At 27.0% G+C, this 24,088-nt stretch carries 23 protein-coding genes and 5 pseudogenes; 5 read left to right on the forward strand and 23 right to left on the reverse strand.

Features of this window, described 5'->3' with window-relative positions:
• Positions 1-5: 5 nt before the first annotated feature.
• The 3 genes from ruvA to ACJDU8_RS02235 form a co-directional block, all read right to left on the reverse strand.
• On the reverse strand, positions 6-596 hold the full coding sequence (gene ruvA, locus ACJDU8_RS02225) for a Holliday junction branch migration protein RuvA (protein ID WP_406790517.1): 591 nt from the start codon (positions 594-596) through the stop codon (positions 6-8).
• 169 nt (positions 597-765) lie between these two features.
• Entirely contained in the window at positions 766-1,368 is a 603-nt protein-coding gene (locus ACJDU8_RS02230) for a hypothetical protein (RefSeq protein ID WP_406790518.1), read from the reverse strand.
• 53 nt (positions 1,369-1,421) lie between these two features.
• A complete protein-coding gene (locus ACJDU8_RS02235) occupies positions 1,422-2,243 on the reverse strand; it encodes a ComEC/Rec2 family competence protein (RefSeq protein ID WP_406790519.1) in 822 nt (273 codons plus the stop codon).
• A gap of 314 nt (positions 2,244-2,557) precedes the next feature.
• On the opposite strand from ACJDU8_RS02235, the gene ACJDU8_RS02240 reads away from it, so the two are divergent.
• Positions 2,558-3,019 carry a GtrA family protein gene (locus ACJDU8_RS02240; protein ID WP_406790520.1) on the forward strand — a complete coding sequence of 154 codons (462 nt, stop codon included), beginning with the start codon at positions 2,558-2,560 and terminating at the stop codon, positions 3,017-3,019.
• Between the two features lie 1,134 nt (positions 3,020-4,153).
• On the forward strand, positions 4,154-5,305 hold the full coding sequence (locus ACJDU8_RS02245; protein WP_406790521.1) for an AI-2E family transporter: 1,152 nt from the start codon (positions 4,154-4,156) through the stop codon (positions 5,303-5,305).
• 567 nt (positions 5,306-5,872) lie between these two features.
• Here ACJDU8_RS02245 and ACJDU8_RS02250 read toward each other — a convergent pair.
• On the reverse strand, positions 5,873-6,289 hold the full coding sequence (locus tag ACJDU8_RS02250; RefSeq protein WP_406790522.1) for a DEAD/DEAH box helicase family protein: 417 nt from the start codon (positions 6,287-6,289) through the stop codon (positions 5,873-5,875).
• Between the two features lie 205 nt (positions 6,290-6,494).
• Between ACJDU8_RS02250 and ACJDU8_RS02255 the strand changes: the two genes are divergently transcribed.
• Positions 6,495-7,172 (forward strand): hypothetical protein, encoded by a 678-nt coding sequence (locus tag ACJDU8_RS02255; protein ID WP_406790523.1) that lies wholly within the window; start codon positions 6,495-6,497, stop codon positions 7,170-7,172.
• A 387-nt stretch (positions 7,173-7,559) separates the two neighbouring features.
• Entirely contained in the window at positions 7,560-8,054 is a 495-nt protein-coding gene (locus ACJDU8_RS02260; protein WP_406790524.1) for a hypothetical protein, read from the forward strand.
• A gap of 236 nt (positions 8,055-8,290) precedes the next feature.
• Here ACJDU8_RS02260 and ACJDU8_RS02265 read toward each other — a convergent pair whose 3' ends face one another.
• The 14 genes and pseudogenes from ACJDU8_RS02265 to ACJDU8_RS02330 all read right to left on the reverse strand — a co-directional run bounded on the left by ACJDU8_RS02265 (position 8,291) and on the right by ACJDU8_RS02330 (position 17,235).
• A complete protein-coding gene (locus tag ACJDU8_RS02265) occupies positions 8,291-8,497 on the reverse strand; it encodes a hypothetical protein (protein ID WP_406790525.1) in 207 nt (68 codons plus the stop codon).
• A gap of 50 nt (positions 8,498-8,547) precedes the next feature.
• A pseudogene (locus tag ACJDU8_RS02270) lies at positions 8,548-8,670 on the reverse strand (hypothetical protein); the annotation flags it as partial.
• A 20-nt stretch (positions 8,671-8,690) separates the two neighbouring features.
• Complete coding sequence (locus tag ACJDU8_RS02275; RefSeq protein WP_406790526.1) at positions 8,691-9,035, reverse strand: hypothetical protein; 345 nt, start codon at positions 9,033-9,035, stop codon at positions 8,691-8,693.
• Between the two features lie 136 nt (positions 9,036-9,171).
• A pseudogene (locus ACJDU8_RS02280) lies at positions 9,172-9,534 on the reverse strand (YebC/PmpR family DNA-binding transcriptional regulator); the annotation flags it as partial.
• A gap of 317 nt (positions 9,535-9,851) precedes the next feature.
• Positions 9,852-10,793: a hypothetical protein gene (locus ACJDU8_RS02285; RefSeq protein ID WP_406790527.1), complete on the reverse strand. Its 942-nt coding sequence runs from the start codon at positions 10,791-10,793 to the stop codon at positions 9,852-9,854.
• Between the two features lie 411 nt (positions 10,794-11,204).
• Positions 11,205-11,384 (reverse strand): hypothetical protein, encoded by a 180-nt coding sequence (locus ACJDU8_RS02290; protein WP_406790528.1) that lies wholly within the window; start codon positions 11,382-11,384, stop codon positions 11,205-11,207.
• A 3-nt stretch (positions 11,385-11,387) separates the two neighbouring features.
• Positions 11,388-12,752: a hypothetical protein gene (locus ACJDU8_RS02295; RefSeq protein ID WP_406790529.1), complete on the reverse strand. Its 1,365-nt coding sequence runs from the start codon at positions 12,750-12,752 to the stop codon at positions 11,388-11,390.
• 665 nt (positions 12,753-13,417) lie between these two features.
• Positions 13,418-13,681, reverse strand: a complete 264-nt coding sequence (locus ACJDU8_RS02300) for a type II toxin-antitoxin system HicB family antitoxin (protein WP_406790530.1) — start codon at positions 13,679-13,681, stop codon at positions 13,418-13,420.
• 410 nt (positions 13,682-14,091) lie between these two features.
• Positions 14,092-14,304 (reverse strand): type II toxin-antitoxin system RelE family toxin, encoded by a 213-nt coding sequence (locus tag ACJDU8_RS02305; protein WP_406790531.1) that lies wholly within the window; start codon positions 14,302-14,304, stop codon positions 14,092-14,094.
• Positions 14,304-14,615, reverse strand: a complete 312-nt coding sequence (locus ACJDU8_RS02310) for a type II toxin-antitoxin system prevent-host-death family antitoxin (RefSeq protein WP_406790532.1) — start codon at positions 14,613-14,615, stop codon at positions 14,304-14,306. Before ACJDU8_RS02310 ends, ACJDU8_RS02305 begins: the two co-directional genes overlap by 1 nt.
• 150 nt (positions 14,616-14,765) lie before the next feature.
• A pseudogene (locus tag ACJDU8_RS02315) lies at positions 14,766-15,074 on the reverse strand (IS630 family transposase); the annotation flags it as partial.
• 136 nt (positions 15,075-15,210) lie between these two features.
• Positions 15,211-15,390 (reverse strand): annotated as a pseudogene (locus tag ACJDU8_RS02320) (helix-turn-helix domain-containing protein); the annotation flags it as partial.
• A 245-nt stretch (positions 15,391-15,635) separates the two neighbouring features.
• A complete protein-coding gene (locus tag ACJDU8_RS02325) occupies positions 15,636-16,598 on the reverse strand; it encodes a hypothetical protein (RefSeq protein ID WP_406790533.1) in 963 nt (320 codons plus the stop codon).
• 91 nt (positions 16,599-16,689) lie between these two features.
• On the reverse strand, positions 16,690-17,235 hold the full coding sequence (locus ACJDU8_RS02330; RefSeq protein ID WP_406790534.1) for a hypothetical protein: 546 nt from the start codon (positions 17,233-17,235) through the stop codon (positions 16,690-16,692).
• A 375-nt stretch (positions 17,236-17,610) separates the two neighbouring features.
• On the opposite strand from ACJDU8_RS02330, the gene ACJDU8_RS02335 reads away from it, so the two are divergent.
• A complete protein-coding gene (locus ACJDU8_RS02335; RefSeq protein WP_406790535.1) occupies positions 17,611-18,399 on the forward strand; it encodes a hypothetical protein in 789 nt (262 codons plus the stop codon).
• 364 nt (positions 18,400-18,763) lie between these two features.
• Here the strand turns inward: ACJDU8_RS02335 and ACJDU8_RS02340 are convergent, their stop codons facing one another.
• From ACJDU8_RS02340 to ACJDU8_RS02360, 5 genes and pseudogenes are all read right to left on the reverse strand, one after another.
• Positions 18,764-19,435, reverse strand: coding sequence for a hypothetical protein (locus ACJDU8_RS02340; protein ID WP_406790536.1), 672 nt, complete (start codon positions 19,433-19,435; stop codon positions 18,764-18,766).
• Positions 19,436-19,762: 327 nt separating this feature from the next.
• Positions 19,763-19,933 (reverse strand): annotated as a pseudogene (locus ACJDU8_RS02345) (YebC/PmpR family DNA-binding transcriptional regulator); the annotation flags it as partial.
• A 191-nt stretch (positions 19,934-20,124) separates the two neighbouring features.
• Entirely contained in the window at positions 20,125-20,781 is a 657-nt protein-coding gene (locus tag ACJDU8_RS02350; RefSeq protein ID WP_406790537.1) for a hypothetical protein, read from the reverse strand.
• 414 nt (positions 20,782-21,195) lie between these two features.
• A complete protein-coding gene (locus tag ACJDU8_RS02355) occupies positions 21,196-22,740 on the reverse strand; it encodes an MORN repeat-containing protein (protein WP_406790538.1) in 1,545 nt (514 codons plus the stop codon).
• Positions 22,741-23,295: 555 nt separating this feature from the next.
• On the reverse strand, positions 23,296-23,904 hold the full coding sequence (locus ACJDU8_RS02360; protein WP_406790539.1) for a hypothetical protein: 609 nt from the start codon (positions 23,902-23,904) through the stop codon (positions 23,296-23,298).
• Positions 23,905-24,088 lie beyond the last annotated feature (184 nt).

Below are 24,088 nucleotides of genomic sequence, written 5' to 3' on the forward strand. Positions count from 1 at the left end.
CTAGCCTAATTCATTAAAAATTTCAAAGCATTTTTTATCATTAATTCAATAGAATCATTATTACCTATGAAATCGAGAGCTTTAACCGCCTCTTTTTCAGAATACCCAAGAGCTACTAAAGCTTGCAAAACTTCTTTTCTATCTTCTTCCACATTAGTTTGTCTATCACTTTTTTCATAACCCGTGATTTCTTCTGGTTTTATTTTATCTTTAAGTTCTAAAATAATTCTCTGTGCAGTTTTCTTGCCTACCCCAGGAGCCCTCACCAAATTCTTTTCATCTCCAGATATTATAGCACATTTTAAATTATTTACATTACTTATAGATAAAAGGGAAAGTGCAGCCTTTGCCCCTATACCATTTATGGTAAGAAGAAGATTAAACATGTTAATTTCTTCTTTTGTCAAAAAACCATACAATCCTATAAAGTCTTCCCTCACTATTTGTTGTAAATATAAAGTTATACTTTCACCTATTTTAGGAGTTTTAGTAATAGTACTTCCAGAGGTATTTATTTTATATCCTATACCATTGTTTTCAACTACTATATAGTCTTTATTTACCCCTTTATATATTCCTTTTATATATTCATACATTATGAAACTCCTCCAAAAATACAGAAACTTGTTAAATTCCAACATAACATATATTACTTTATCATGGGAAATAATTTAGTTCAAGAAAATATTTTAAAGTTCGTTCAAATCCTATAACATAATAATTATATCATTAAGTAAAAAATAGAAAAAGCCCTGGAGGCTACTATTATTCATAGTCTTCAAGGCGTGACTGTGCTTCCTCCCGCGTATTGCATTGAAAATACTTATCTCCCTTAGTTAAAAGCTTGATATCTTCTTCCTTTAATTTTTTTATCTTTATGTCAGTTATGTCTGTCTTTTCATTTTCTATAAACATATTTCCTTCTTTATCTGTCTTATATATGGCAATTACATCGCCTTTTATACCAAGTACATATTTATTTGGGGCATATTTATCCACTTCTTTTGTCAGTATTATTTCTTTTGAATTGAATGTTTGAATTTTATAGCCTACATCTTTGTACATATCTTCAACTTCACTTTTACTTTTTCCTGATAATTCTTTTGCTGATTCTTCTTTTTCTACCTGGTAATCTCCGCTTTTATCATACTTGATTTTAAATATAAGCTCAGCTTCATCAGAAACACACATATTTACATTAGAATTTGTTTTTACAGTATCACTAGACTTATTCTTTTCTTTAACTTGAAGTAACTCTTTTTTCATGTTGGCATTTTGAAATCCTATGACACATATATAACAACTTAAACTAAAAATTAAAATAGTAAAAATAACTAGTACTATAGTACGTAATTTTCTCCTATCCATAATATCCCTCCTTTTTTGAATATTATGGACAATTTATTGGAAAATTATACACATCATTTTAATCTTATAGTACTATAATTTTTATCACAATATAAAATTTTGTTTTTAATAAAAATATTACCCTGCTTGTCTGTTCTCCAGACTATAATTCCTTTACTTACCAACCTATTTTCTACTACTTTATTAGGAGTACTTCTATTAGTTGTTATAATAGCCACTCTAGGATTTATTTTATTTAAAAATTCACTAGTACTACTTGTATTCAGTCCATGATGTGGAACCTTTAATATATCACATTTTTTAAGTTCTCCTGTATTTATCATATCCCTCTCTTCGCTTTTTTCACAATCCCCAGCAAATAGGTATGTCAGGCATCCTATTTTGCCCTGTAATACAATAGAATCATTATTTTCTATATTAATATTTTTACACAGGGGTGCAATAGCTTTAAGACTTATACCCCGTGATTTAATACACCAATCCCTTCCTATATATTCTACGGGTATTTCCATATTGGTTAGTTTATTACTTATTGTATACTTCATAGAATTATCATGACAAGGCAAATATACTTTACGCACCTTTTTGCATTGAACTATTTTAGTTATGCCACCATAGTGATCCTTATGGTAATGAGTTAATATTATACCTTCAATTTTATCTACTTTATTTAAATCCAAGTATCTTATAACTTTTTTGGTATAATATGCAGCTCCTGTATCTATCAAATAATTCTTATCGTGTACCTTTATTAAAATACAATCACTCTGACCTACATTTAAAAAATGTACCTCAAAGTTTTCACGCCCTGCAGAGGTACCATTATTTATACATATAATTAATATAAAAGTTATAATAGCTGCTATCTTTTTCACGCTCTGCCTCCATTAAGTATCTTAAAAAATATTAAATTTAAGTTTATTTTCTGCACTAATATACTTTTATATTCTAAAAAAATAAATACAAAAAAATACCTTCTAACATAGATTTGTGTATCTATATTGAAAGTGTCTAGAGCTTAATACATCAACATTTTTAAGGTTTCTATAGTAAGATGTATGTAATTATATATGCTTGCTATATTGTTTAAGATTGTCATAACTAATTAACATCTCTGCCACATAACTGTAACAAAGTAAATTTATAATTATAAAATAAATAATTACCTAGTTTACAGGAGGTAAACTATATGACTATTGTTAAAAATATTTACAATACATTTATAAATAATGAAAAACTCAAGCATATCACAAGATTTGGTTGTGTAGGATGTTTAAATACCATACTTGACTTTGCAGTGTTCTGTATATTAAATAGTTTATTTGGTATTAATTATGCTATAAGCCAAATAATATCTTATTCCAGTGGTACTTTAAATAGTTATATTTTAAATAAGTTTTGGACTTTTGATGATACAAAAACTGGTAAGAAAACAACAAATGAAATTGTTCAATTTATTATAGTTAATTCCGCCTCTCTGGGCGTAAGCTTAATAGGTTTAAGTATATTAATGAAAGATGGTTCTATAAATTCTTTTTTTGCAAAAATTATTTCAATGGTGTTGGCTCAAGTAGTTAATTTTTTAGGATACAGATTTTGGGTTTTCGGCAGAATTGTAAAATCGGTACGTCCTATTAAAAAAGCAGCATAAACTCCATCTTGATTTCTAATTTTTAATCATAATACTTGAAATATTCAGAATAATGTTATTGTATTTTAATTCCTACTATGTTATAATAAATTCAATAAGTAATATAAACTCCATTATAGTAAATCTTAGGGTATAAAGAATAATTTTCACAAATCTACAATTAATAAAAGTAATGTGTAATACCCCATAAATATAATGGGCAAATTTAGGTAGAAAGGGTGAATTGTATTCGAATAGAATCAAGTGATAAAGTAGGATTTACTTAACCACCAGCTAGTGTCATTTAGCTAATTGGTGGTTTTTAATTTTCATTTTTTATCTAATTTTTTACAAGTTTTTGTAGGCACAATAGTGGAAATGGTTAACTTGAATATTTTAAAATGTTTTTAGATAAAAAACTATTAGTTATTCATTGTAGCAATATTGAAGATCTTATTTAGTAACTAGAGTGAAAAGTAGTCTAGTTCTATTTTTTAGTAGACATCAATAATCATACAAAATGTCACTAGTATGGATTCTCTATGAACTGATTATTGTTAAATAAGTCAATCTGTACACAAAGATTACTGCAATCCTAAAAAGTAACAAATACTGAAAGCTAATGAACACCGCTCAACAAAATAGCACCCAAATAATTTGAGTACTATAATTTGTTGATAAAATCCATATCTTCAGCTTCCTCTAAAATCTTAGACTACCTTATAATATCGTCTCTTTCATTTAAGTTACCCACAATAATATTGCCGGCATTTTCCATCCTAAAATAACCTAAAAGTTGATTTAAATATTCCGTCACATTCCTATTGTAGAGGAGATGAATTTAACAGAATTATACCAGACTTATTTCCGTATTAGGAAGTAACTGTGCAGGAATTGTAGCAATAACAGTAAATCTAATGTTTCATAAAAATACAATTATTTGTTTATATTTTAAGTGACAAGAAATTTTTCTGTATAAAAACATTTAAGCGAATTTAATTTACATACCCCAAAATATAAAATTGTACTATTAAATTTTTCAATTAGAAGCTATAATTAAATCAATTTTCAATTTATATGATATTAGAGTATGTAAAATTATAAAATGTGAGGATTAATGGAAATGATGATTTTAAAGAAAGAAGTGATATTACTGTGGAGTTAGAAAAAAAAATTAGAGGCAAAGTTGCTATTTTAGTTGTACTAGCATTTGTGCTATACATAGTATTTAACCATTGGAATAATGTAATGGGGATGCTAAATCATGTATATAAATTGTTTTTCCCTTTTATTTTAGGTGGATGCATTGCATTTATTATTAATATACCAGTTACATATATATCTAAAAAATTGCTAAAACTTAAAAGAAAAGGTCCATATAAAGTACTTATGAATCATAGCAGAGGCATTAGTATAGTGGTTTCATGTTTTCTTATAATAGGAGTTCTAGCATTAATATCATCAATCATTATACCAAATATTATAGACACGATTAAGATACTTCCATCTGCCTTTGATAGTTCTACAATAGTGTTCCAAAAGTGGCTTGATAGTAATACATGGTTATCTAATAATGTGATGAACTTAGTTAATAATATGGGTATAGATTGGGAGAATATTTTTAACACTGTAAAATCCACTGCTTTTAATAGTGCTAGCGCAGCTGTGCTTTCAACGTTACATGTGGCAACAACCTTTGCAAGTGCTACTGTAGAATTCATCTTAGCCTTTATTTTTGCTATATACATATTGGCACAAAAAGAAAAATTAGGTACACAATTTAAAAAGCTACTATATGCGTTTGTAAAAAAGGAAAAAGTATATTCAATACTAAAATTATTAAATCTGACTAGTAAAACTTTCTCAAATTTTATCACTGGTCAATGCACTGTATCTGCAATTTTAGGGGTTATGTTTTTCGTAACTTTGATGCTTTTTAAGATGCCATATGCTCTTGTAATTAGCATACTAATTGGGTTCTTTTCAATTATTCCTGTACTGGGCTCGGTTATTGGGTTTTGCTTAGGGGCATTCTTAATTTTAATGGTTTCTCCTATAAAAGCAGGAATTTTCATATTTATTTTCCTAGCAATTAAACAATTGGAAGATAATTTAATTTATCCGAAAATAGTTGGAAATTCTATAGGTTTGCCATCCATATGGGTCATATTTGCAATAACTTTAGGAGGTAAAACCTTTGGTGTTCCGGGGATGATACTATTTATTCCTTTATTTTCAGTAGCTTATGTCTTGCTACGTAAAGAAGTTAATATTAGATTGGAGAAAAAAGCCTTAAAAATAAACTAAAATATACACAAATTCTTTTAAGACATCACCTACAAACACATAACACCCTCCTATTACTAAAAAGGCAGCATAAACTTCATCTTGATTTCTAATTTTTAATCATAATACTTGAAATATTCAGAATAATACTATTGTATTTTAATTCCTATTATGCTATTATGAATATAATAAGTAATAAAGACCCTATTATAGTAAATCTTGGGTCACGGAGAATGATTTTCACAAATCTACAATTAATGAAAGTAATGTGTAATACCCCATAAATATAATGGGCAAATTTAAAAGGGTGAATTGTATTCGAATAGAATCGAGTGATGAAGTAGGATTTACTTAACCACCAGCTAGTGTCATTTAGCTAATTGGTGGTTTTTAATTTTGTTACACTCTTATTTAATTATATAAACTATTCAAAAATAAAAAAGCAAGCCATTTTCCTGACCTACTTCACGATTAAATTTTATATAAGAATCCCTACATCAAATAGATGTATTTGCTTTTATTATATTTTTAGCATCTATGTTGCTATTTATATTAAACTTTCCGTGACTATTCAGCTATAATATTACCTCACATATGTGGTAAATTAGATTCCTTATTACATGTAATTGTTTTATTTTTAGTTTTCATTGTTTGTTTAGCAAAGAATTCTAATGTATTATCTTTATTAAAAAATGTAAGAGTATTAATAAAATCATATTGTATGGGTATTTTATAATCTATTGTTTCTAGCTTCTGATATGTTTGTATATCAATAACATCATCTTTGCCATCCTCTGTAATTTCTTGTTTAAATTGTTCTATGCAGTTTTTTCTATGTATTAGCATTAATATTTTCTTGTTATTGCCTCTAGCAAATGTATATAGTATATTCTTTACAAAGTAACTTTTACCTACCCCAGTTCCAGCAGTAATTGTAATGATATCTCCCTTATTCCATTGCTTAATATCATCGACTTGTATAATTTCACTAATTCTTTTATTCATTAAACTCCCCCATTCATCTAATTTCTCACAAAAATTGTATTAAGAATTCCACATTTTATCGTTTTTCACAAAATCTAAAATATTTATTACATGAGTTTCACATCACTACGTCATCTAATGGTCATGATTTCCAAGTATTATTTTCTTACAGAGTAAATCAAACAAAAAAACTATCATATAATAAAAATTCTAGGAGGTAATCAAAATGATAAAAATGAAGTACAAATTAATTTCAGCTGTAATGCTTGCAGCACCACTATTGGCAAATACAGGAATTGCCACAACAGTCCATGCATGTGCTAATACACAACCTATAAGCTATAGTCAAACTCGTTACTCTTTTACAAGTTTTCAAGCTAAGTTAGATTCTTTAGTAAAAGCAGGAGTTATATCCAAAGCTCAAGAAAAATCAATATTGGATCAGTACTATAATGGTAAAATAGGTTCTAGAGCGAATTTAGACGCTGAACTAGATGCTTTAATCTCATCAGGAGTTATACCTCACAGTAAAAAAGCACCAATATTAAATGGATTTACTGGTTGGGGTTCTAATTGGTATATATCAGTACCTAATAGTGGAGGACATAATACTCCAACACCAATAAACCATAATACTCCTCAACCTAATGCAACAAACCCTGATAAGAATAACTCCAAACCTAGTGGTTCAAAAACTAATGCCTCAGTACCTGGTGGAACCAAACAAAATGCTTCAAAACCTAATGATTCAAAACAGAATGCTCCAAAAGCTAGTGACTCAAAACCTGGAGATTCAAAAACTAATACTTCAAAACCTAGTGACTCAAATCAAACTAACCAAAAAGTTAATACTCCAGCAGCAGTCACTCCACCTAGTACTTCAACCAATAATTGTGGAAAATAAACTTCATTGGATAGCTTATCGTTAACATTTTTAATACCTTTTAAATGGAGATAATCTCATATGTTTATCTCCATTTTTATATTCTAGATATGTTAATTTTACTGGGTTTCTAAATTACTATAATCAAAAATATCTTATTTAAGGTACTTTAAAATCCAAAAGGTACAAATTGCATACCCCAAAATTCAACACACCTTAAAACGGCTCTATCAATTTAAAATCTTATATTTTATGGTTTTTCACAAAATTTATATTTTTTTCTACAGGAATTACATATGTTTCACATCGATTCGTCACTAAACAGTCATGTTTTTTAAGTATCATACTTGTATAGAGACAAAAGTCGTCTAAAAACAACATATACTATGTATAATTGGAGGTACAAAAATGCTAAAGAACAAATATAAAATAATTTCAGCTGTAATGATCGCAGCACCACTATTAATAAATACAGGAATTGCTACAACAGTCCATGCGAATCCTAGATATGCAAATCCAGCCCCTGTAAGTTATACTTCATATTATTACACTTTTACAAATTTCCAAACTAAACTGGATTCCTTAGTATCAGCAGGGACTATAACTCAAGCTCAAGAATCAATAATATTAAATCTGTATTATAGTGACAAAATAGGTTCATATTCAACTTTTAAAGCTCAACTGGATGTTTTAGTAACAGTAGGTACTATAACTCAAAGCCAAGAATATTCAATATTAAATGTATTTACAAGTTGGGGCTCTAGTTGGGAATTACCAGCACCATCTGATCAATTTGGACAAGGCAATGGAGCACCTAACAGTTTTGGACAAGGCAACGGAGCACCTAACGGTTCTGGACAAGGCAACGGAGCACCTAACGGTTCTGGACAGCATGGTCTCTAAGATTTGTAGTATTTCATTTTTAATATTTTTAATAGGAATAATCTTATACGGTTATTCCTATTTTTATTTAACTTATATAGTTCTAAATATCATATTTTAATCACGCCGTTTCAAACAACCAGGATAATTCTGGATTCGTTCAAGCTTGAGCCAATTAACATATGCTTATTATATTTCTAAGTAAGATTCCATAAGGAATTTATTAGATCCCCTTTTAAAAGGGTTGCCTAATTTTATCAGGTAAGTTTATTATCTTTATTAGCCTCATCGGAACTTCTAGCTCCTATACCTTCTTTATTGTTACTTACAGTATGACTCTGCATTTCATTGCTATTATTAATACCTTTATCTTCCTCTTTGTTACTAACAGCTACACTTTGTAACTCATTTCTACTTTCTGATACCTTCTCAGCCTTTTTAGTATTTTCTGCACCTGATTGCACCTTTCGGGTGATATTAGATGTAATATGAGTTAATTCGGTATTATTAATTGCTAATCGATATAAGGCTTCCTTTGTACCGTTCTAACACTTATATGGAGCTTTTGAGAGATATAACCTTGTGATGGGTAGCAGTAATCCTTTTGTCCGAAACACATAGAACTTAGGCAAAGATATACCTTTAGTGCTGTAACATTTACCTGGTATGCTCATATCTAATCATATGTTTTTTTAATAATGGACTTATAGCTACTTGTCTTTGCTTATTACCTTTACCTAGCAATAAAATAACTCTATCTTTTACATCCTCTTTTAATAAAGTACATGTCTCATTATTTCTTGCTCCTGTTGCCATAATAAATTTAGAATACTTCTTTATATGGATCGCCTTTATCTGTTCCAATTTAGTAATCTTAAATTCATTCTTTAAAAAATTATGAAACAAAGCATTATTATTTCTATAAGATTTTAATGTTCTTTTAGAAAAATTTCTGATTTCGCAGTCAAAAATAAATTCATTTAATATATCTTCTAATTGCATAATAAAAAAACACCCCCGAATGTGCGTAATTTCATACATACATTTAAAGGTGTTATATATCGTCATAAATTGGAAAACACAACGTATATCACTATGTTCCCAATTTACAAACCTATGTAACCTATTGATTTTCCTACTATTCTTCAAACTCATCAGGAAAATCAGCGTTGTGGTAAACATCCTGGACATCATCGTCATCTTCCAGCTTATCTATGAGCTTTTGAACTTTTCCTGCAGTAGCCACATCAACGGATACTGTATTATCGGGTATCATTGTAATTTCTGATGATAGAAATTCAAAGTCCTGATTTTCCAGATTTTCCCTTACGATACCAAAGTCTTCTACCGTTGTAGTTATTTGAAACACCTCATCCTGAACATTAAAATCTTCTGCACCGGCATCCAATGCCTGCATCATAATTTCATCTTCATCCATATCATCTTTTTTTTCTATTATTAGTTCTCCTTTACTTTGAAACATCCAGGATACGCATCCACTTTTCATGTAACATATATCATTATTAAATTTATTTCTTCCTTAATATATACTAGTATGGTATATCATTATCATTTTACTAGAATTAAATACTGAATTATTATATACATACTACTTTTGTTTAAAAACTATTATACTATAAAATGTTAATATTATCTACTTTAAAGATAGGTTCTTATAAAATAAAACTATACTGTATAAGATTTTACAAATCTAATTATTATTCATTAATTCCATATCATATCTTACTTAATATCTTCCTTATACCATATATTTTTTCTCTTATATCCTCACTGGCTTTCATTAGATTAAATTTAGTATTATTTATTTGTAATTAGACCTTTCCTATCATCTGTGAACTTGTATAATATATATCCCAACATAAATGCATCCAAAAACTTACCTAAGAAATATTGGAATACTGAAACAAATCCTAAAACCTTACTATCGGGATAGCTATAGAAATATCCTATACTTATTCTAATACACTTTATTAAAACCATACACCTCTGACCTGATTTAGATAAAGCTATGATTTCACGAGAATCTATTCCATAAAAAATACAGTAAAACATCCCAAATATTATCCCAGAACAGCATATTATAAATATGTATATTGTTATAGTGAAAACAAGCATTAATATTTTACTTTTAAAAAATATTGTTGAAAAATATATTCCAGCAACAGATATTACTATGAACACAGATAAGCTAATTGGAATAGAATACAGCTCAATTTTAGTTCTATTTAAATTTACAAATACAAGAATTGCTATCATACCAATAAGAAGCAAAATCAAGTATATTGCAATTATTCTAACAATATAATCAATAACATTATCTCGCCTAAAATACTTTATTAGCATACATGTAAAAAATATCAAAGATGTAATTATTATCACTAAATTTATCCAATTATCCATGATATGATTTCTATAATTATATGTATTTGCTATATCCTTTAACAAGATTAAAAAAAAGTAACCAGATATTGAAAAAGCTATCAAAACATTAAGATAGTCTTTCTTAAAAAATAAGATACCTTTGTTAAGACAACTTTTATAATCCTTTCGTAAGCCAGTAAAATACTTATACCATTCATTAATTATATATTTGATAACTTTAGGTGTTACTTTTACTACTGATACTATAGAACTAAATTTGATAAATACCTTTTTAATAATCAGTTCCCCAGATAGCCTAATACAAAAAGCCATTATAATAAGACATATAATACTTAAAGCTATTTTAACAGCTATCATATAACTTTCCTCCCCCGTAGTAGCCATCATTGAAAATCCACTTGATTAAAGTATACCTCATATAAACATAAAGTTCACCAAAAAAAGCAGGATTCCTCCTGCTTTAAGTTTAATAGTCCTTTTTATTTCAATTTAACTAATTTTCTTCATCTTATTGTCGGATAAAATTTATTTCTAAACTTCTATACTTTGTTCAAAGTATTTTACATCTCGTAATCTATCTTATATCAGTATAATAATCATGTCTAAAACCTCTTTCATCGTCATTTGAATTGATAGACAAAAGTCAAGTTCATCTAAAAAGGTTTGCTTTTTCTACTCATAAGTGTAAACTTACCATAAACACTAATATAAGCAATAACATTGTCATAAAACACTAGTAAATTATTAAAACGTATACTAACAGAATTACTACTTTACATAGTATTGACTTGCATTTTTATAAGCTTCAGTATATTCATAAATCTTTTCCCTTAATAATTCATTGTTTTTTTGGGTTTCTACAATATACTCTTCACTAGTTGGGGTATTTATGCGTTTTGAATTATCAATTTTTCTAAATTGAATCTTATTTAATGATAGTACTGGCATTTTTTACACCTCCACTAAATTATTTATATACATATCATATGCAGATACGTTAACACTTTTACTTTTCCAAAATTCTTCATCTAAATATACTATTTTTTTAGTATCATGAATCAGTAACCACGGTTCTTCTTCATAAGTACCAGCAGTTGTATCAATTATTATTCTACCCGAAGTTAATCCATTTATATATTCATCCTCAGTGGATATATCAACACACCAAATAAACTTTGGCATACAAAGATTTATAATAATTGCCTTTAAATCATCATTCATATTATTGGATGTTAACGCATTTTTCTTTAATGAATTACTAGATGTCATATATATTCTAACCACTTTTTTACCTTTAAAATCATAGTTTGTGTATTTAATCAAGTCAGTAATCCTTCTAACAACAGACCTATATCCTAATTGCATTCTATCATACAAAGGTGCAATTACATAATCAATATCTTCCATAGAATACTTTACTATATTGCTTGAATTACTTTTAAATATCTCAACATATGGAAAATAATTATCATCATTAACAAAAATAGAATTTATTAATCTAGCGCTTAATATCGTATCATCGTTAATACTACTTATTTTAGCATAATCGACTTGTCCATGACCCGAAATTGATATTGCATGGCCTTTACCTGTCATTGCTGCTACTAAAGGTATGCCTGATTCAATATATGCTATTAGTTCATCATAAAACTCATTTTTATTTAATGGATTTTTTTGTATTAGCAAAGGATAAAATCCATATTCTCTTAGTATATCAGTTATTTGCACTAAATTTAGTCCTTTTGATGGAATTTTTCGATTAATATAATCAGGTGTACTTTCTATTATATCACTCATCCGAATATCTATATAATTTTTATATTTATTCCCAAAATATCTTACTATTGACCATGTTGCAACATGTGCACACACAGAAATATCAGTTTCTTGATACATCCAAGGAAAAGCTTTCACAAATGATTTTAGGCCTAATAAATGTAATTTGAAATCTGCTAGGATTAAATAAGCTTTTGTATTTAATAATAATTGCGGAGAAATGTAAGACTTACCAACTTTTGTATTGGAAATCGTGGGTCTTAACGTTACATATCCAAGGTATTCATCATCTTTTAACAAATGTAATCTATAACACTTTTTTGAGTATTCTCTATGTTTTTTTATATAAAAAGAATAATATGTACTTAGATAATCACTATCATAGTAAGGATATTCAATATATATTTTATTACAATTGCAGCCAATTCTGCCTTTTAATTCTTTAATGAATCTTATGTGAATATATTGCTTATCAATATATTTTGCTAAACTCTCATAATCTTCAATCTTATTTATGTTAATTTCATTAAGAGTTATCATTTTATCACCTTATAAACTGTCAAGAAATTTTATTATGAATCACTTTTATTATATAATATTTAGAATTCATTTACAATAAATTCACTACAATAACATCCTAAATTAAAAATGTTTTCGCTTAAAATTGAGTAAGATTCTTTACTTCCATTACTCTCAGATTTGTAAATATTCTTCAGACACTTTATATAAACTTGTAATAACTACATACCCAAATAATAACTGAAATATAGCTATCAAATTTACATTAATTCTTAAAAAGAACTCAATTGGTTGAGATAATATGTTTCTTATGAATAGTATTGGAAAATAGAATATAAAAGTATAAAGTGAGAAGTATAGGCTTGACAAACCCATTAGTACTAACTTACACAGATTTATTTTTCATCTTCCTTATTTTCTCTTTTGTTTTAAAAAGTATTCTAAACCAATGAGGAAACCAATTGCTGCATAGAGAATAAATGTTATTAAATCGTATTGATAAATACGCAACCTAAATGTTACTTCCTGCAATTTTTTTAAGTAAATTAAAACATATTCTACTAAACACATAAATGAAATGATAATAAGAGTATAGACAAAATATTTTAACCAAGTTATAATCTTCATAAATATATCCGCCAATTTTTATATTTTAAAAAATACCACTTATTATTTATATTCTATTTTTAATTTGTTCTTGTAATGACATCATCTATATTTACCTCAACATTTTCCAACTCTGCGGGTGTACTGTTAGCTTCAATAAAAAAATCAAGTTCTTCGTTATCTTTAGACAACTTTGTTATGGCTGATCGAACAAGTTCCATAAGCATTTTATAAGCTTCTTCTTTTGTTGTTCCTTGAGTGTAACATCCATCTAAATTTGGACATAGTGCAACATATCCTTTTTTACATGGTGTAAATAAAAATTGCAAATTTACTCTTTTCATTTTTACCACCTCATTTATAATTTTATACCTAACTTAAATATCCACTAATGCATTGAAATTCATACTGTAAAAATCCTTTTTCATTATACCATTCTTTATCCCCCTTATTAAAATGAATTAAAATAAAAATGCCACGCTCACAAAATTAGTATTACTTGTGAGTGGTATGTAGGACAAATTGAAATGTCCTTTATATCCTAATAAAATATATAAAAAATAAATAAGCTAGGTAACGACTAGCTTATTTATTGTCATGAAACACTTTATTAAATTTAAATTGTTAACTTTAATTTGTAGTTAGATTATATATCTAATTAAATAAAAAGTCAAAGGACGCTTCTACCCAAAGCACCCAAACTACTAAAACTCATTTAAATTTATGTAACCATAAACCATCAGCGGTTTATTATTTATATTATATCAATCTTAAAAAAGTTTATACAACAACCTGTAAGATTATTATTTGTCTTGTGTCCTAAAAGTTTGCCATAACCTCCCTCTGAATTAGGTAATGGATTTTGAGATACTTTTTGTATTGCCTTTGTTATTTCTATCTTTTGAGATTTGTCAAACGAATTTAAATCTCTGTTTGCTAATTCAGTAAATTCAACCGTCCAACTCATTACTCTATTTCTACATCTTGTATATTATCTAATTCTTCTTGTGTTATTTCATGTTGTTTCATGACCTCTTCTATAGAACATTTCATATTACTTTCATTTTTTAATCTTTTTTTTGTCTCAATCATTAACTCATAATCCTCAATAGTTTCTACCATTTCTTGATATTGTTTAGGAGTTATGAGAACACAAGCAGGTTTATTATTTTTCACGACTATCTTATATCCTGTTTTATTTACTTCTTCAAAAATTTTACTAGCTTCACCTTTATTAAATCTCGAAATAGGAACTATACAATTTAGCATATCTCGCATTAAATTACACCTCTTTGTTACATATTAAGCTTAGTATAACGCATTGTGCTATATATAACGCACAAAATAAATTACATGCGTAAACGCAATCTATTAATTGTAGTTTCTGGAACTTGATTAACCCAGTTAACGAACCATTGAACAGCAGTCCTAATTTCTTTTACGCTTAAAAAAAGCATTACTAATGATCTCGTCTTTCATCCAGCCCCATAAACCTTCTATGATATTCATTTGGGGACTATATATAGGAAGAAAAATTAATGTAATACGATAACTATTATGATCTAAAAATTGTTCAAGCAAACTTGCATAGTGAACTTTAGAATTATCAAGAATCATAACTATTTTACCTTCTGGATATTGTTCAAGTACATTTTTAAGAAATTCTAAAAATATCTCAGCATTATATTTACTATGTTCTTCACAATAAACTTTCCCAGTTTCATAGTTGATAATTCCTAAAAGCTTTACTCATTCATGTTTTCCATAGGTTGGAATTATTCTTTGCTGACCTTTAGGAAACCATGTTTTACATATTGCTTGATAATATCTAATCATTGACTCATCTTCAAAAAGAATGTGGTCAATATTACCATCAATCAGATTTTTTTAAAACCTCAAATTCTTGCTTAAAGGTTTCTTGCTTTTCAGAGTCTGCTTTTGCCAGTGTATATGTTGGTCTTGTATAACTAAGATTTAACCTGTGTAATACCTGTAGCATACCTCTACTACTATACTCAACATTGAAATTATCCCTAATCCATTTTCGTGCTACATTGGAATTCCAGTTTTTTCGATATCCAAAACTAACTTATTATTTTTGACCTATTAATTATTTGTAGATGACTTGAATTTCAAAAGAATGTTAATTTTTCACTAGGGATATTTTGTGCTTTTTTCAATTTTAATGTTTTTCAATATAAAACCTAGCACAATGCGTTAATATTTAATTGATATATACCATAAGAAAATTTAAATATTTTGGATAATTTAGCAATATCAGAATTAATCCATATACATTTAAATAACTTTAACAATTTGTTGAAAATAATCTTTCCAAATATAATATAATGAAACAGTCACTTTAAAGATTTCTACACCTGAATATAAAATTGGTAAAAACATTAAAAACAATATAGCTATAACTATTAAGAATTTCACAAATCTCCAAATTAAATCCTTGAATGCTAAATATAGTGAATGCTTCTCATTAAAATACACCTTCCTTTTCCTCAAAGAAAAAAACATTATATATGAACAAGCCTTTCTTAGGATTTCTTTCAACACAACTAAATTATATTTTGTTCTTATGCCAATACACTTATAGTCAAAGAACTGTTCAAAATTCAATATCATATAATAAGTTCTAATCATTATTTTACCATAGATAAAAAAGTTTTCTTCTATTTTTTCTGAGATTTTAATCTTTTGAATAAAAACATCAAATTCATCCCAATTTCTTTCTTTGAAACTAATTAACTCATAGAACACTCTTTCAACATAACTTGCCCTTAGATTTTCAATTTTAAAATCTATTTTCTTTATTCTCTTCTGCTTAATATACAAATGTATTGACCCTTGAAGCTCATTAATGGTAGTATCTAATACGTTTTTAAGCAATATCTCTAATGTTTCTCCCCACTTTCCTTCCATTGTTTCTTTTTTTTCTATTAATTTTACATCTATATAATTATTCTTATGAGATTCAATTACACAAGGTTTATTATACTTCTTAATTCTCTCATTAGATTTTTCATCACTATATTTTAATATTTTTACGACTCCTATTATAAATCCTACAATAATTATCACTGATACCCAATGTAACAAAATAATATGTAGTGTACTGATTAAAACTTTATATGTTTTTTCTGTAACTTCTCCATATTTTACTAACGTATATAGTATAACCATGATGCCAGCAATAAAATAAAAAACTTTTATTTTGAAATCTTTGAAAATATCTATTATTATCTTTAACATGTTAAATACTCCATAAATATTATATGTAAATTTTATACTAAAAAAGCAGGATTCCCCCTGCCTTAAGTTTAATAATCTTTTTTATTTCAATTTAACTACTTTTCTTTGCTTCCTTGTCAAATGCAATTTGTTCCTGAGTTTGTATACTTTGTTCAGAGTATTTTGCCACCTCATAGTTATTTATGGTATCTAATAATCTATCTATATTAGTGCAATAATTAGCCCTGAAACCCTCTTCATATTTTTTTAAATACTCTTGTGCTTGTCCAACTATTTTTGAAATATTTTTTTCTATATATTGCATAAGTTTAGCAGTATAGTCACTTTCATTCATCACAAACTTATCACAATATTTAGTTAAAACGGGAAAAATTTTTATGTAATGTAGCCCATGTGCATGGTGTGGCCTAGTTGTATATCTTCTAGGTAGAGGAAAATACAAACCTTTCGTTGATTTATTTACTTGAATATTTGACCGAAATGGAATTGCAAAAGACTGTTTCTTACTTTTATATCTTAGAGACAAAATTAATAAAAAAGGTCTATTATTATCGTTATCCTCATTGGTCATTATTTCAGTTGAAAAATCAAATATATTAAAAAATTCTTCTTTTATATTTACGACTTTCAGTCTCATTAAAAATTCTCCTAGCAACAAAACCTCCTAGTTTCAGGAGGTTTTACTTAAAATTGAGTAAGATTCTTTACTTCCGTTACTCTCAGAAGAAAAACTTAAAATTAGGTAAGATTCTATATTTTACGTTTCCGTTACCTTCGGGAACAAACTTAAAATTGAGTAAGATTCTTTACTTCCGTTACTCTCGGACAACAACTTAACTTTAATCTTATTTTAGTATAGCTTTACAAAAAAGTCAAGTCTGAAGGTTGTAAAAATTTAACTTATTTTCTTTGTTTTTATCTAGATAAAACTGATATTTTATTGATTCATTTAACTAAACTTCATTATAATAGTACTATAAGTTTATATTTCTTAACTAAAGGAGTGAAAATTATGCTTATTGAAAACATTTCATTAATCATTAGAACAATATCAACTGTCGTAACAGCAACGAATATCTATACAAAAATAAAATTTCCTGGCAAGTTATCAGAAAATGAAGTAACTGATTTTATTGAACCTGTATACAATGACCTTTTAAGAGTAAAAAGAGGACTACAGTATATAGAAATAGACAAAATTAATATTAACCTATCTGAGAAAATAGACTCACTAAAGTCTCCCAAGTTTTTTAAGGATAACGAGAAAATTTTGAAGGATTTAGAAACATTAATTAATAACATATCAAAGCAATATAGGATTATTTGTGCTTCCTGTACAGGAATCGTAAATGAGGCACTAAAAGAAGAAGACCTACATTACTGCTTTAAACCTGACGAATTAGGAGAACTTCCTAGTATTATGGGGTATTGCATATTTAATTATAATAATAGGGAAGTAATTAACAAAATATCAACTAAATTACATACAATACTAGAACAAAAGTTTCCCAATTTTGGATTAAACTTTAATGAAACTAATATTAACAATAATAAAATCAATTATGGTATAATTAAAGTGATTGATAGAATATGTGATATTATAGATTTATCTTCAGAAAATTCTATAAAGAGATTTTTTAACATCCATACAGAAAGAATTCCTGCTACACCAAAACAAGATATACTTAAAAAGTATGTGGCTAGCTTTTTCAAAGATATCACACATGCACATATTGAGGTAACTGGAACTATAGAAGAAATTAAAAATCACTACGAAAAATTTAGGCCTAAAAACTCTTAAATCAAACTTATTTAAACTATATACTACCTTTATAGCTGTTTCTCAGATATGTCAATAATCATTTTAACAAGTTCATCGCTGGCCATCTACACTTCAGAATCCAAAATAACCCACTCACAAATTCAGTATTACTTGTGAGTGGTATATAGGACAAGTTTGAAATGTCTTTTATAATCTCAAAAAACAAAATAAGCTAGGTCGCAAACTAGCTTATCTGTATCATGAAGTATTTTATAAAATTCAAGTTATTAACTTTAATTTGCAATTAGATTATATATCTAGTTAAATAAGAAGTCAAAAAATAAAAATTCACTAGTACTATATCAGATAAAATTTGGCCATTTTTATGTAGGCCATAACATTATTAATCAGTGCGTTTATATTTTATATTATACTTAAATCCTATATACAATTCATTTTCATATTGATGGTACACATGTATCCCCTCTGCCTTTAGTATCTCAATAAAGTTTTTATCTAATTTTTTATAAATAGCCTCACTTCTCCTCACAGCATCTATTTCATACTTTTTATCGTCCCATTTTCTTATCATATCCTTAAAGCTTATAGTAAACTTATTTTTGCTAAATTGAATAGCATGAGTCATTTCGTGAATTAAGTCATAAATTATTTTATATTTAGTCCACATATTCTCATATTTCTTCCAAATATCATTATTAACATATTGCCACTCATCTAATTTTTCAAATTGTTTTTTCTTTACTAAAATAGAATTACGTATTTTGTCTTCAAAAATATGAATTTCATTCTTATTACGCTTATAAATACCTTCAATTATGCTATCTCTTTTTATTTTTTCAAATACCTTTTCTTCCATTGTACCAATCAAATCCAATAATCTCATGTTCTTTATACAAAGATGAAAATATTCTCTACAATTTTCATGAATAAATACTTTTGATTCAACATTCCTGTATTCTATTGGAAGAAGCTTTATACATTTACTCAATTCATCACTTGTAATTGTGTGTGAGTTGTTTTCTACTATCAATTTACCTATTTCTACTGCTTTCATTATAAACACCCGCTATTTTATTTTCTCCTCATCAGAACATCTTTACTTCATTTAAGAAGGATAATTTATCTTTATTTATAGCCTCTCATATACCATATTCAACAAAGTAAATTTTCAAATGAAAACAAGCTAGCTTATTTCCCATGCAAAACCTTTATAATAATTATAATTTCTAAATTTATTTCCTTTACAATCTAATTGCATATTTACTGTAATTATAAATCAAGTACATTTATACTTTTTTCTTAACATCTGTAACAACAATAATAGAATGTACTTATAAAAATCATAAAAAATTCTACTTAAAAATAGTTATAAAGGTATTGTAATGTCTGCGGACAGAAAATCAAAACCTTGCTTTTCTAATTTTTCTCTAACTGTACCAAAGTCTTCTGGAATAGTAGTTATTCAAAATACTCCTTTTTGAGCTTCAAAATCTTCTGCATCGGCACCTAATGCCTGCATCATAATTTCATCTTCATCCATATCATCCTTTTTCTATTTCATCCTTTTTCTATTATTAGTTGATATATGTTTTTCCCTATTTATATTAGTATATACCATAACAAAATTTAGACATCTTCCATATCTTAATAAGAGTATATCATTCCAAATCGCCTAGAATGAGGGTCTAGGTTATGATGTATGTTTAACTTTCTTAATTCACCCCTATCCACATTTAAATAAAGCTAGGAATTGATTAAATACTCTGTAAGATTTAGTTTATCTTTTATCAAATCATATAAATATTGATTATTATCTTGGAGAATTATATAGTTAAACCACAAATATTGTCTACTATATTCCTCCAATAATTTTATTTGACTACCCATTTTCCCAGGATTAATATAAATTATCAATACAGTATAAACATCAGGATAAATATATTGTAGTTCTTTTAACTTTAAAAATACATCATTAATAGTTCTTACTCCATTGGTCAAAAAAACTTTAATTTCACATACCGCTATAAGTTTACTTTTGCATTTAACTGAAATATCGGGCACAATTTTCTTATTAGTACTAACTTTATATCTTTCTGCACCTTGTGATAAAAACACTTCTCTTTTGTCTTTAATTTTAAAGATATTAACATCTTTAGTAAATGGTATAACACTAAATTCTTCACTAAACATATTATATAAAAACCTAAATAATAACAATTCTGAGTATCCCATAAAACCCGATGAGGTTCCTCTATAAATCTTTAATTGATTGAACAAGTGAAAATATAACTCATACATATCACAACACTTAATTGTAGTAAGATTATCCTTAATAAGTAAATCTATACTTCCTAAAAAAGTATTTATACTATCCTTAGATTTTAATAAAATTTCATTCATATATTTAGTCTCCCATATATTACTTTGCTGTATTTGTATAAAACTTAAATATTATTCACTAAATAAACAATTATATCTTTTAATTTAAAACTATACTTCTACTACCGATTTTCTGGTGTGGTAAAGGGTAATCGCATACGAAAAACAAATTCCATTTTAGGTATTGAGTTGGAATATTATTGAATGATTTTACAGAAAATTGTTTAATAAATAAGTAAATGAAAGTATAGAATGCCTATTTAATTCTGTATATATTTTGAATTTGAGAAATATAATTAAAAAATATTCCTTGATTTTAAAATTAAATTTTTATCATGCGATTGCCCTGATGTGTAGTACATATAGCCTTAACATATATAAATATATAAGCTATACTATACTTTTGAACTTTTTATAACTCTAAATCTTAGTAACCTATTGATTTTCATTTTCATAAGTAAATATTTCTTTATTAAGAATATCATTAACATCTTTAATTTCAAATTGACCATTTTTCCATTCTGCTTCTATATATTCCTCCCATCTTGAAAATCTATCCTTAGTATTTTTAAATCTAGACTCTCTATATTGTCTTTCAATATCTAAGTCATAATCCTCATCAAATTCAGCGTAACTATTTTCCTCCTCCTCACATATATAACTATATGTTTCATAATCTCTATCTAAATAATCGCGAAAAAATACCATTCCTTTTCCTTCATATGGCTCACCTTCTTTAATTTCACCCTCAAATCCGTTTATGGTTTTTTCGAAATATAAATTTCCATATTTGATTTGTCCATTATATGGCTTTGAATTTCTAAATTCTCCTTCAAAATGTTTTATATCTCTTTCACCTTTACCAAAATATTTACCACTTTGTATGATGCCTTGTATCCAATTACCGTCATATCTAACACTATTAGACTTATTATTATAATGCTCTACACCATATCCTTCATGTTTATTGTCCTTTACATCGCCTCTATAATGTATATTGTGATTAGTATAGTATGTTTCCACAAAACCATTTTTTATTCCATCACCATCAAATTCACCATCATAACACAATTTATCGTTATTCTTATAAAAAAGCTTTCCTTTAATTTTATTACTATTTTTATATTCAACTTCATACATTCTATTACCATTATCATAAAATTCCTTAGTTACTCCTGAAACAAAGTAACCATTTTCAAATAAGCCTTCATATTTAAGATTTTTACTATCAATTGAATAATAGCACCCTCTTCCATTATATTTTTCATTCTTTAACTCACCTTTATATGAAATATTCTCTCCTAAATAAACAGTAAACACGTTATCACTATCTGTTAACATTTTAATTTCTTCTTTTTTATATGTTAAATATCGTAACCTTCCTAATAAGGCATAATATTTCCGATTTAATAATTTAACTTCGTCATCCTCGTAACTTTTAAGAAATTCTTTGGGAAATATTGAAGAATATATTTCATAGCTCAAATTATTAATTTCTTCATCTAATGATTCAAAATAATCTTTCTTAGTTTGTCTTTCATCTAATAATGCCGCTATTGTTAAAAATCTACCATATAAGTTATATATGCAACTCATTTCATCCGATGATAAGTGATTTTTTAGAACAGCTACATTTTTTATCCATTCATTACTGAAAAATAACTTTTTAGGAACAGCCGATTTTTGATTTATTATTCTACTCACATATAGTTTTCTCAAATCCTTTATGCCTAAAATTAAATCATAATATACAATTAAAGCATTTTCCCTTATTACTTCATTCTCTTTATTATCTTCCTTATTTTTTATTTCTTTTGCTAATTTGTTACTCTCAATACTAGATTGTAAAATAGCCCAACTAAATATAGCTGTAACAATAAGTGTATAGGTACAAATGAGATAATATATTGTCTCTGATAACTTTGGAAAATCATTTTGGTCAAGTATTAGTTTGCCATTAAAGTTTTGTATATTTTTCATTAATGAACCCATTCCTCCTAGAACATATGTCGAAAATACTAATGTAAAAATAATAGGCATTAATAATATTATTATCATGCATAATACCCTTAAATGTCTTCTAAAATATTTCTTTATAAAATCCATAATACTCTTAGTTATCCTCCAGTTATAAATTATCTTTATCTATTCCAAAAAAATCATTATTGTGCATAAAACACCAGACTCCTGCAAATAACTACTATTAATGTTTCCATATAACACTAGTCTTCAATTGTAAATAAAAAAAATCAATGCCTAGTTATCTTCCTTATTCTTTACACATAAAGGTACCTCTCTATGCCTTTCATAACAATCAATTATTGCATTACCTTAATATATATGATTTTTATGCATTTTTACTCGTTACTATTTCCATTTCATAAATGGATTATATATTTTTCATTTTTACCACCTCATGATATTACTTACTTAGATCTTATGTCCTATAAAAAAGCTCTCATACTAACTATTGAACTTTTGGAATATACTAGCATAATAACTTACACATTGTAATTTAATATTAAAGCTTGTACTTTATTTATTGCTGTTTACCAACTGTTTCAATTCATCCATTGATAGTTGTTTATCTCCACCATTAATTTTAACTATGCAGTAATCAACAGTTGCCTTAGTTAAATTATGTATTACTAATTTTTTATCAATATCACTTTCACTGCTGTAATAGGTCATAAATGGTGTGGTGTAATTAGAGCCTACAGCAGATTTAGATGATAAATGTATTTCACCTCCGCCATCCATATAACAGTCATCATAATCGAGAGTCATTCCAACAATTAAATTATATTTTGTATTGTTCTTTATGGATATATCACATTGAATAAAGCTATTACCGGTAATATCATTAACAAAAAAATCTTTTACTGTTATAACTACAGGGTCGGTACTATTTCCACTGGTTATTTCTTGTTGTACATTAGCATTGACCTGATTGCTACTTTTGGGGGCAAAATATTTATCTCCTACTATTCCAATTACAAGCATAAATATAAAAAGTATTAGTAATCTAGTCCAAATTTTTTTTAATCTCTTATTATTCCTTGCTTTACTTAGTGTAATTGAGATACACGATATTATTGTTCCTAAAAAACCAATAAAATATATTATTCCTAGAATTCCAATCATACGCTAACTTCCTTTGCTTTAATTATTTACTTATACACAACATTTATATATCCCATGCTAAAATATTTTCAACCAAAATAATATAAAAACCCCTGATTTGATTATCCTCTTCAGAGGTTTTCGTATATTCTATTAACAACACTTTTGCTACACATATCATTAAAAGGGTATTTTCTGTAACATT

The organism is Candidatus Clostridium eludens (genome assembly GCF_045310515.1).
GTDB classification, from domain to species: Bacteria; Bacillota; Clostridia; order Clostridiales; family Clostridiaceae; genus Clostridium_B; species Clostridium_B eludens.

Coding starts and splice junctions, on each gene's coding strand:
- ruvA (WP_406790517.1), bottom strand. CDS start 596: ATGTATGAATATATAAAAGGAATATATAAAGGGGTAAATAAAGACTAT.
- ACJDU8_RS02230 (WP_406790518.1), bottom strand. CDS start 1,368: ATGGATAGGAGAAAATTACGTACTATAGTACTAGTTATTTTTACTATT.
- ACJDU8_RS02240 (WP_406790520.1), top strand. CDS start 2,558: ATGACTATTGTTAAAAATATTTACAATACATTTATAAATAATGAAAAA.
- ACJDU8_RS02250 (WP_406790522.1), bottom strand. CDS start 6,289: ATGAATAAAAGAATTAGTGAAATTATACAAGTCGATGATATTAAGCAA.
- ACJDU8_RS02255 (WP_406790523.1), top strand. CDS start 6,495: ATGATAAAAATGAAGTACAAATTAATTTCAGCTGTAATGCTTGCAGCA.
- ACJDU8_RS02260 (WP_406790524.1), top strand. CDS start 7,560: ATGCTAAAGAACAAATATAAAATAATTTCAGCTGTAATGATCGCAGCA.
- ACJDU8_RS02275 (WP_406790526.1), bottom strand. CDS start 9,035: ATGCAATTAGAAGATATATTAAATGAATTTATTTTTGACTGCGAAATC.
- ACJDU8_RS02285 (WP_406790527.1), bottom strand. CDS start 10,793: ATGATAGCTGTTAAAATAGCTTTAAGTATTATATGTCTTATTATAATG.
- ACJDU8_RS02290 (WP_406790528.1), bottom strand. CDS start 11,384: ATGCCAGTACTATCATTAAATAAGATTCAATTTAGAAAAATTGATAAT.
- ACJDU8_RS02295 (WP_406790529.1), bottom strand. CDS start 12,752: ATGATAACTCTTAATGAAATTAACATAAATAAGATTGAAGATTATGAG.
- ACJDU8_RS02300 (WP_406790530.1), bottom strand. CDS start 13,681: ATGAAAAGAGTAAATTTGCAATTTTTATTTACACCATGTAAAAAAGGA.
- ACJDU8_RS02305 (WP_406790531.1), bottom strand. CDS start 14,304: ATGAGTTGGACGGTTGAATTTACTGAATTAGCAAACAGAGATTTAAAT.
- ACJDU8_RS02310 (WP_406790532.1), bottom strand. CDS start 14,615: ATGCGAGATATGCTAAATTGTATAGTTCCTATTTCGAGATTTAATAAA.
- ACJDU8_RS02325 (WP_406790533.1), bottom strand. CDS start 16,598: ATGTTAAAGATAATAATAGATATTTTCAAAGATTTCAAAATAAAAGTT.
- ACJDU8_RS02330 (WP_406790534.1), bottom strand. CDS start 17,235: ATGAGACTGAAAGTCGTAAATATAAAAGAAGAATTTTTTAATATATTT.
- ACJDU8_RS02335 (WP_406790535.1), top strand. CDS start 17,611: ATGCTTATTGAAAACATTTCATTAATCATTAGAACAATATCAACTGTC.
- ACJDU8_RS02340 (WP_406790536.1), bottom strand. CDS start 19,435: ATGAAAGCAGTAGAAATAGGTAAATTGATAGTAGAAAACAACTCACAC.
- ACJDU8_RS02350 (WP_406790537.1), bottom strand. CDS start 20,781: ATGAATGAAATTTTATTAAAATCTAAGGATAGTATAAATACTTTTTTA.
- ACJDU8_RS02355 (WP_406790538.1), bottom strand. CDS start 22,740: ATGAAAAATATACAAAACTTTAATGGCAAACTAATACTTGACCAAAAT.
- ACJDU8_RS02360 (WP_406790539.1), bottom strand. CDS start 23,904: ATGATTGGAATTCTAGGAATAATATATTTTATTGGTTTTTTAGGAACA.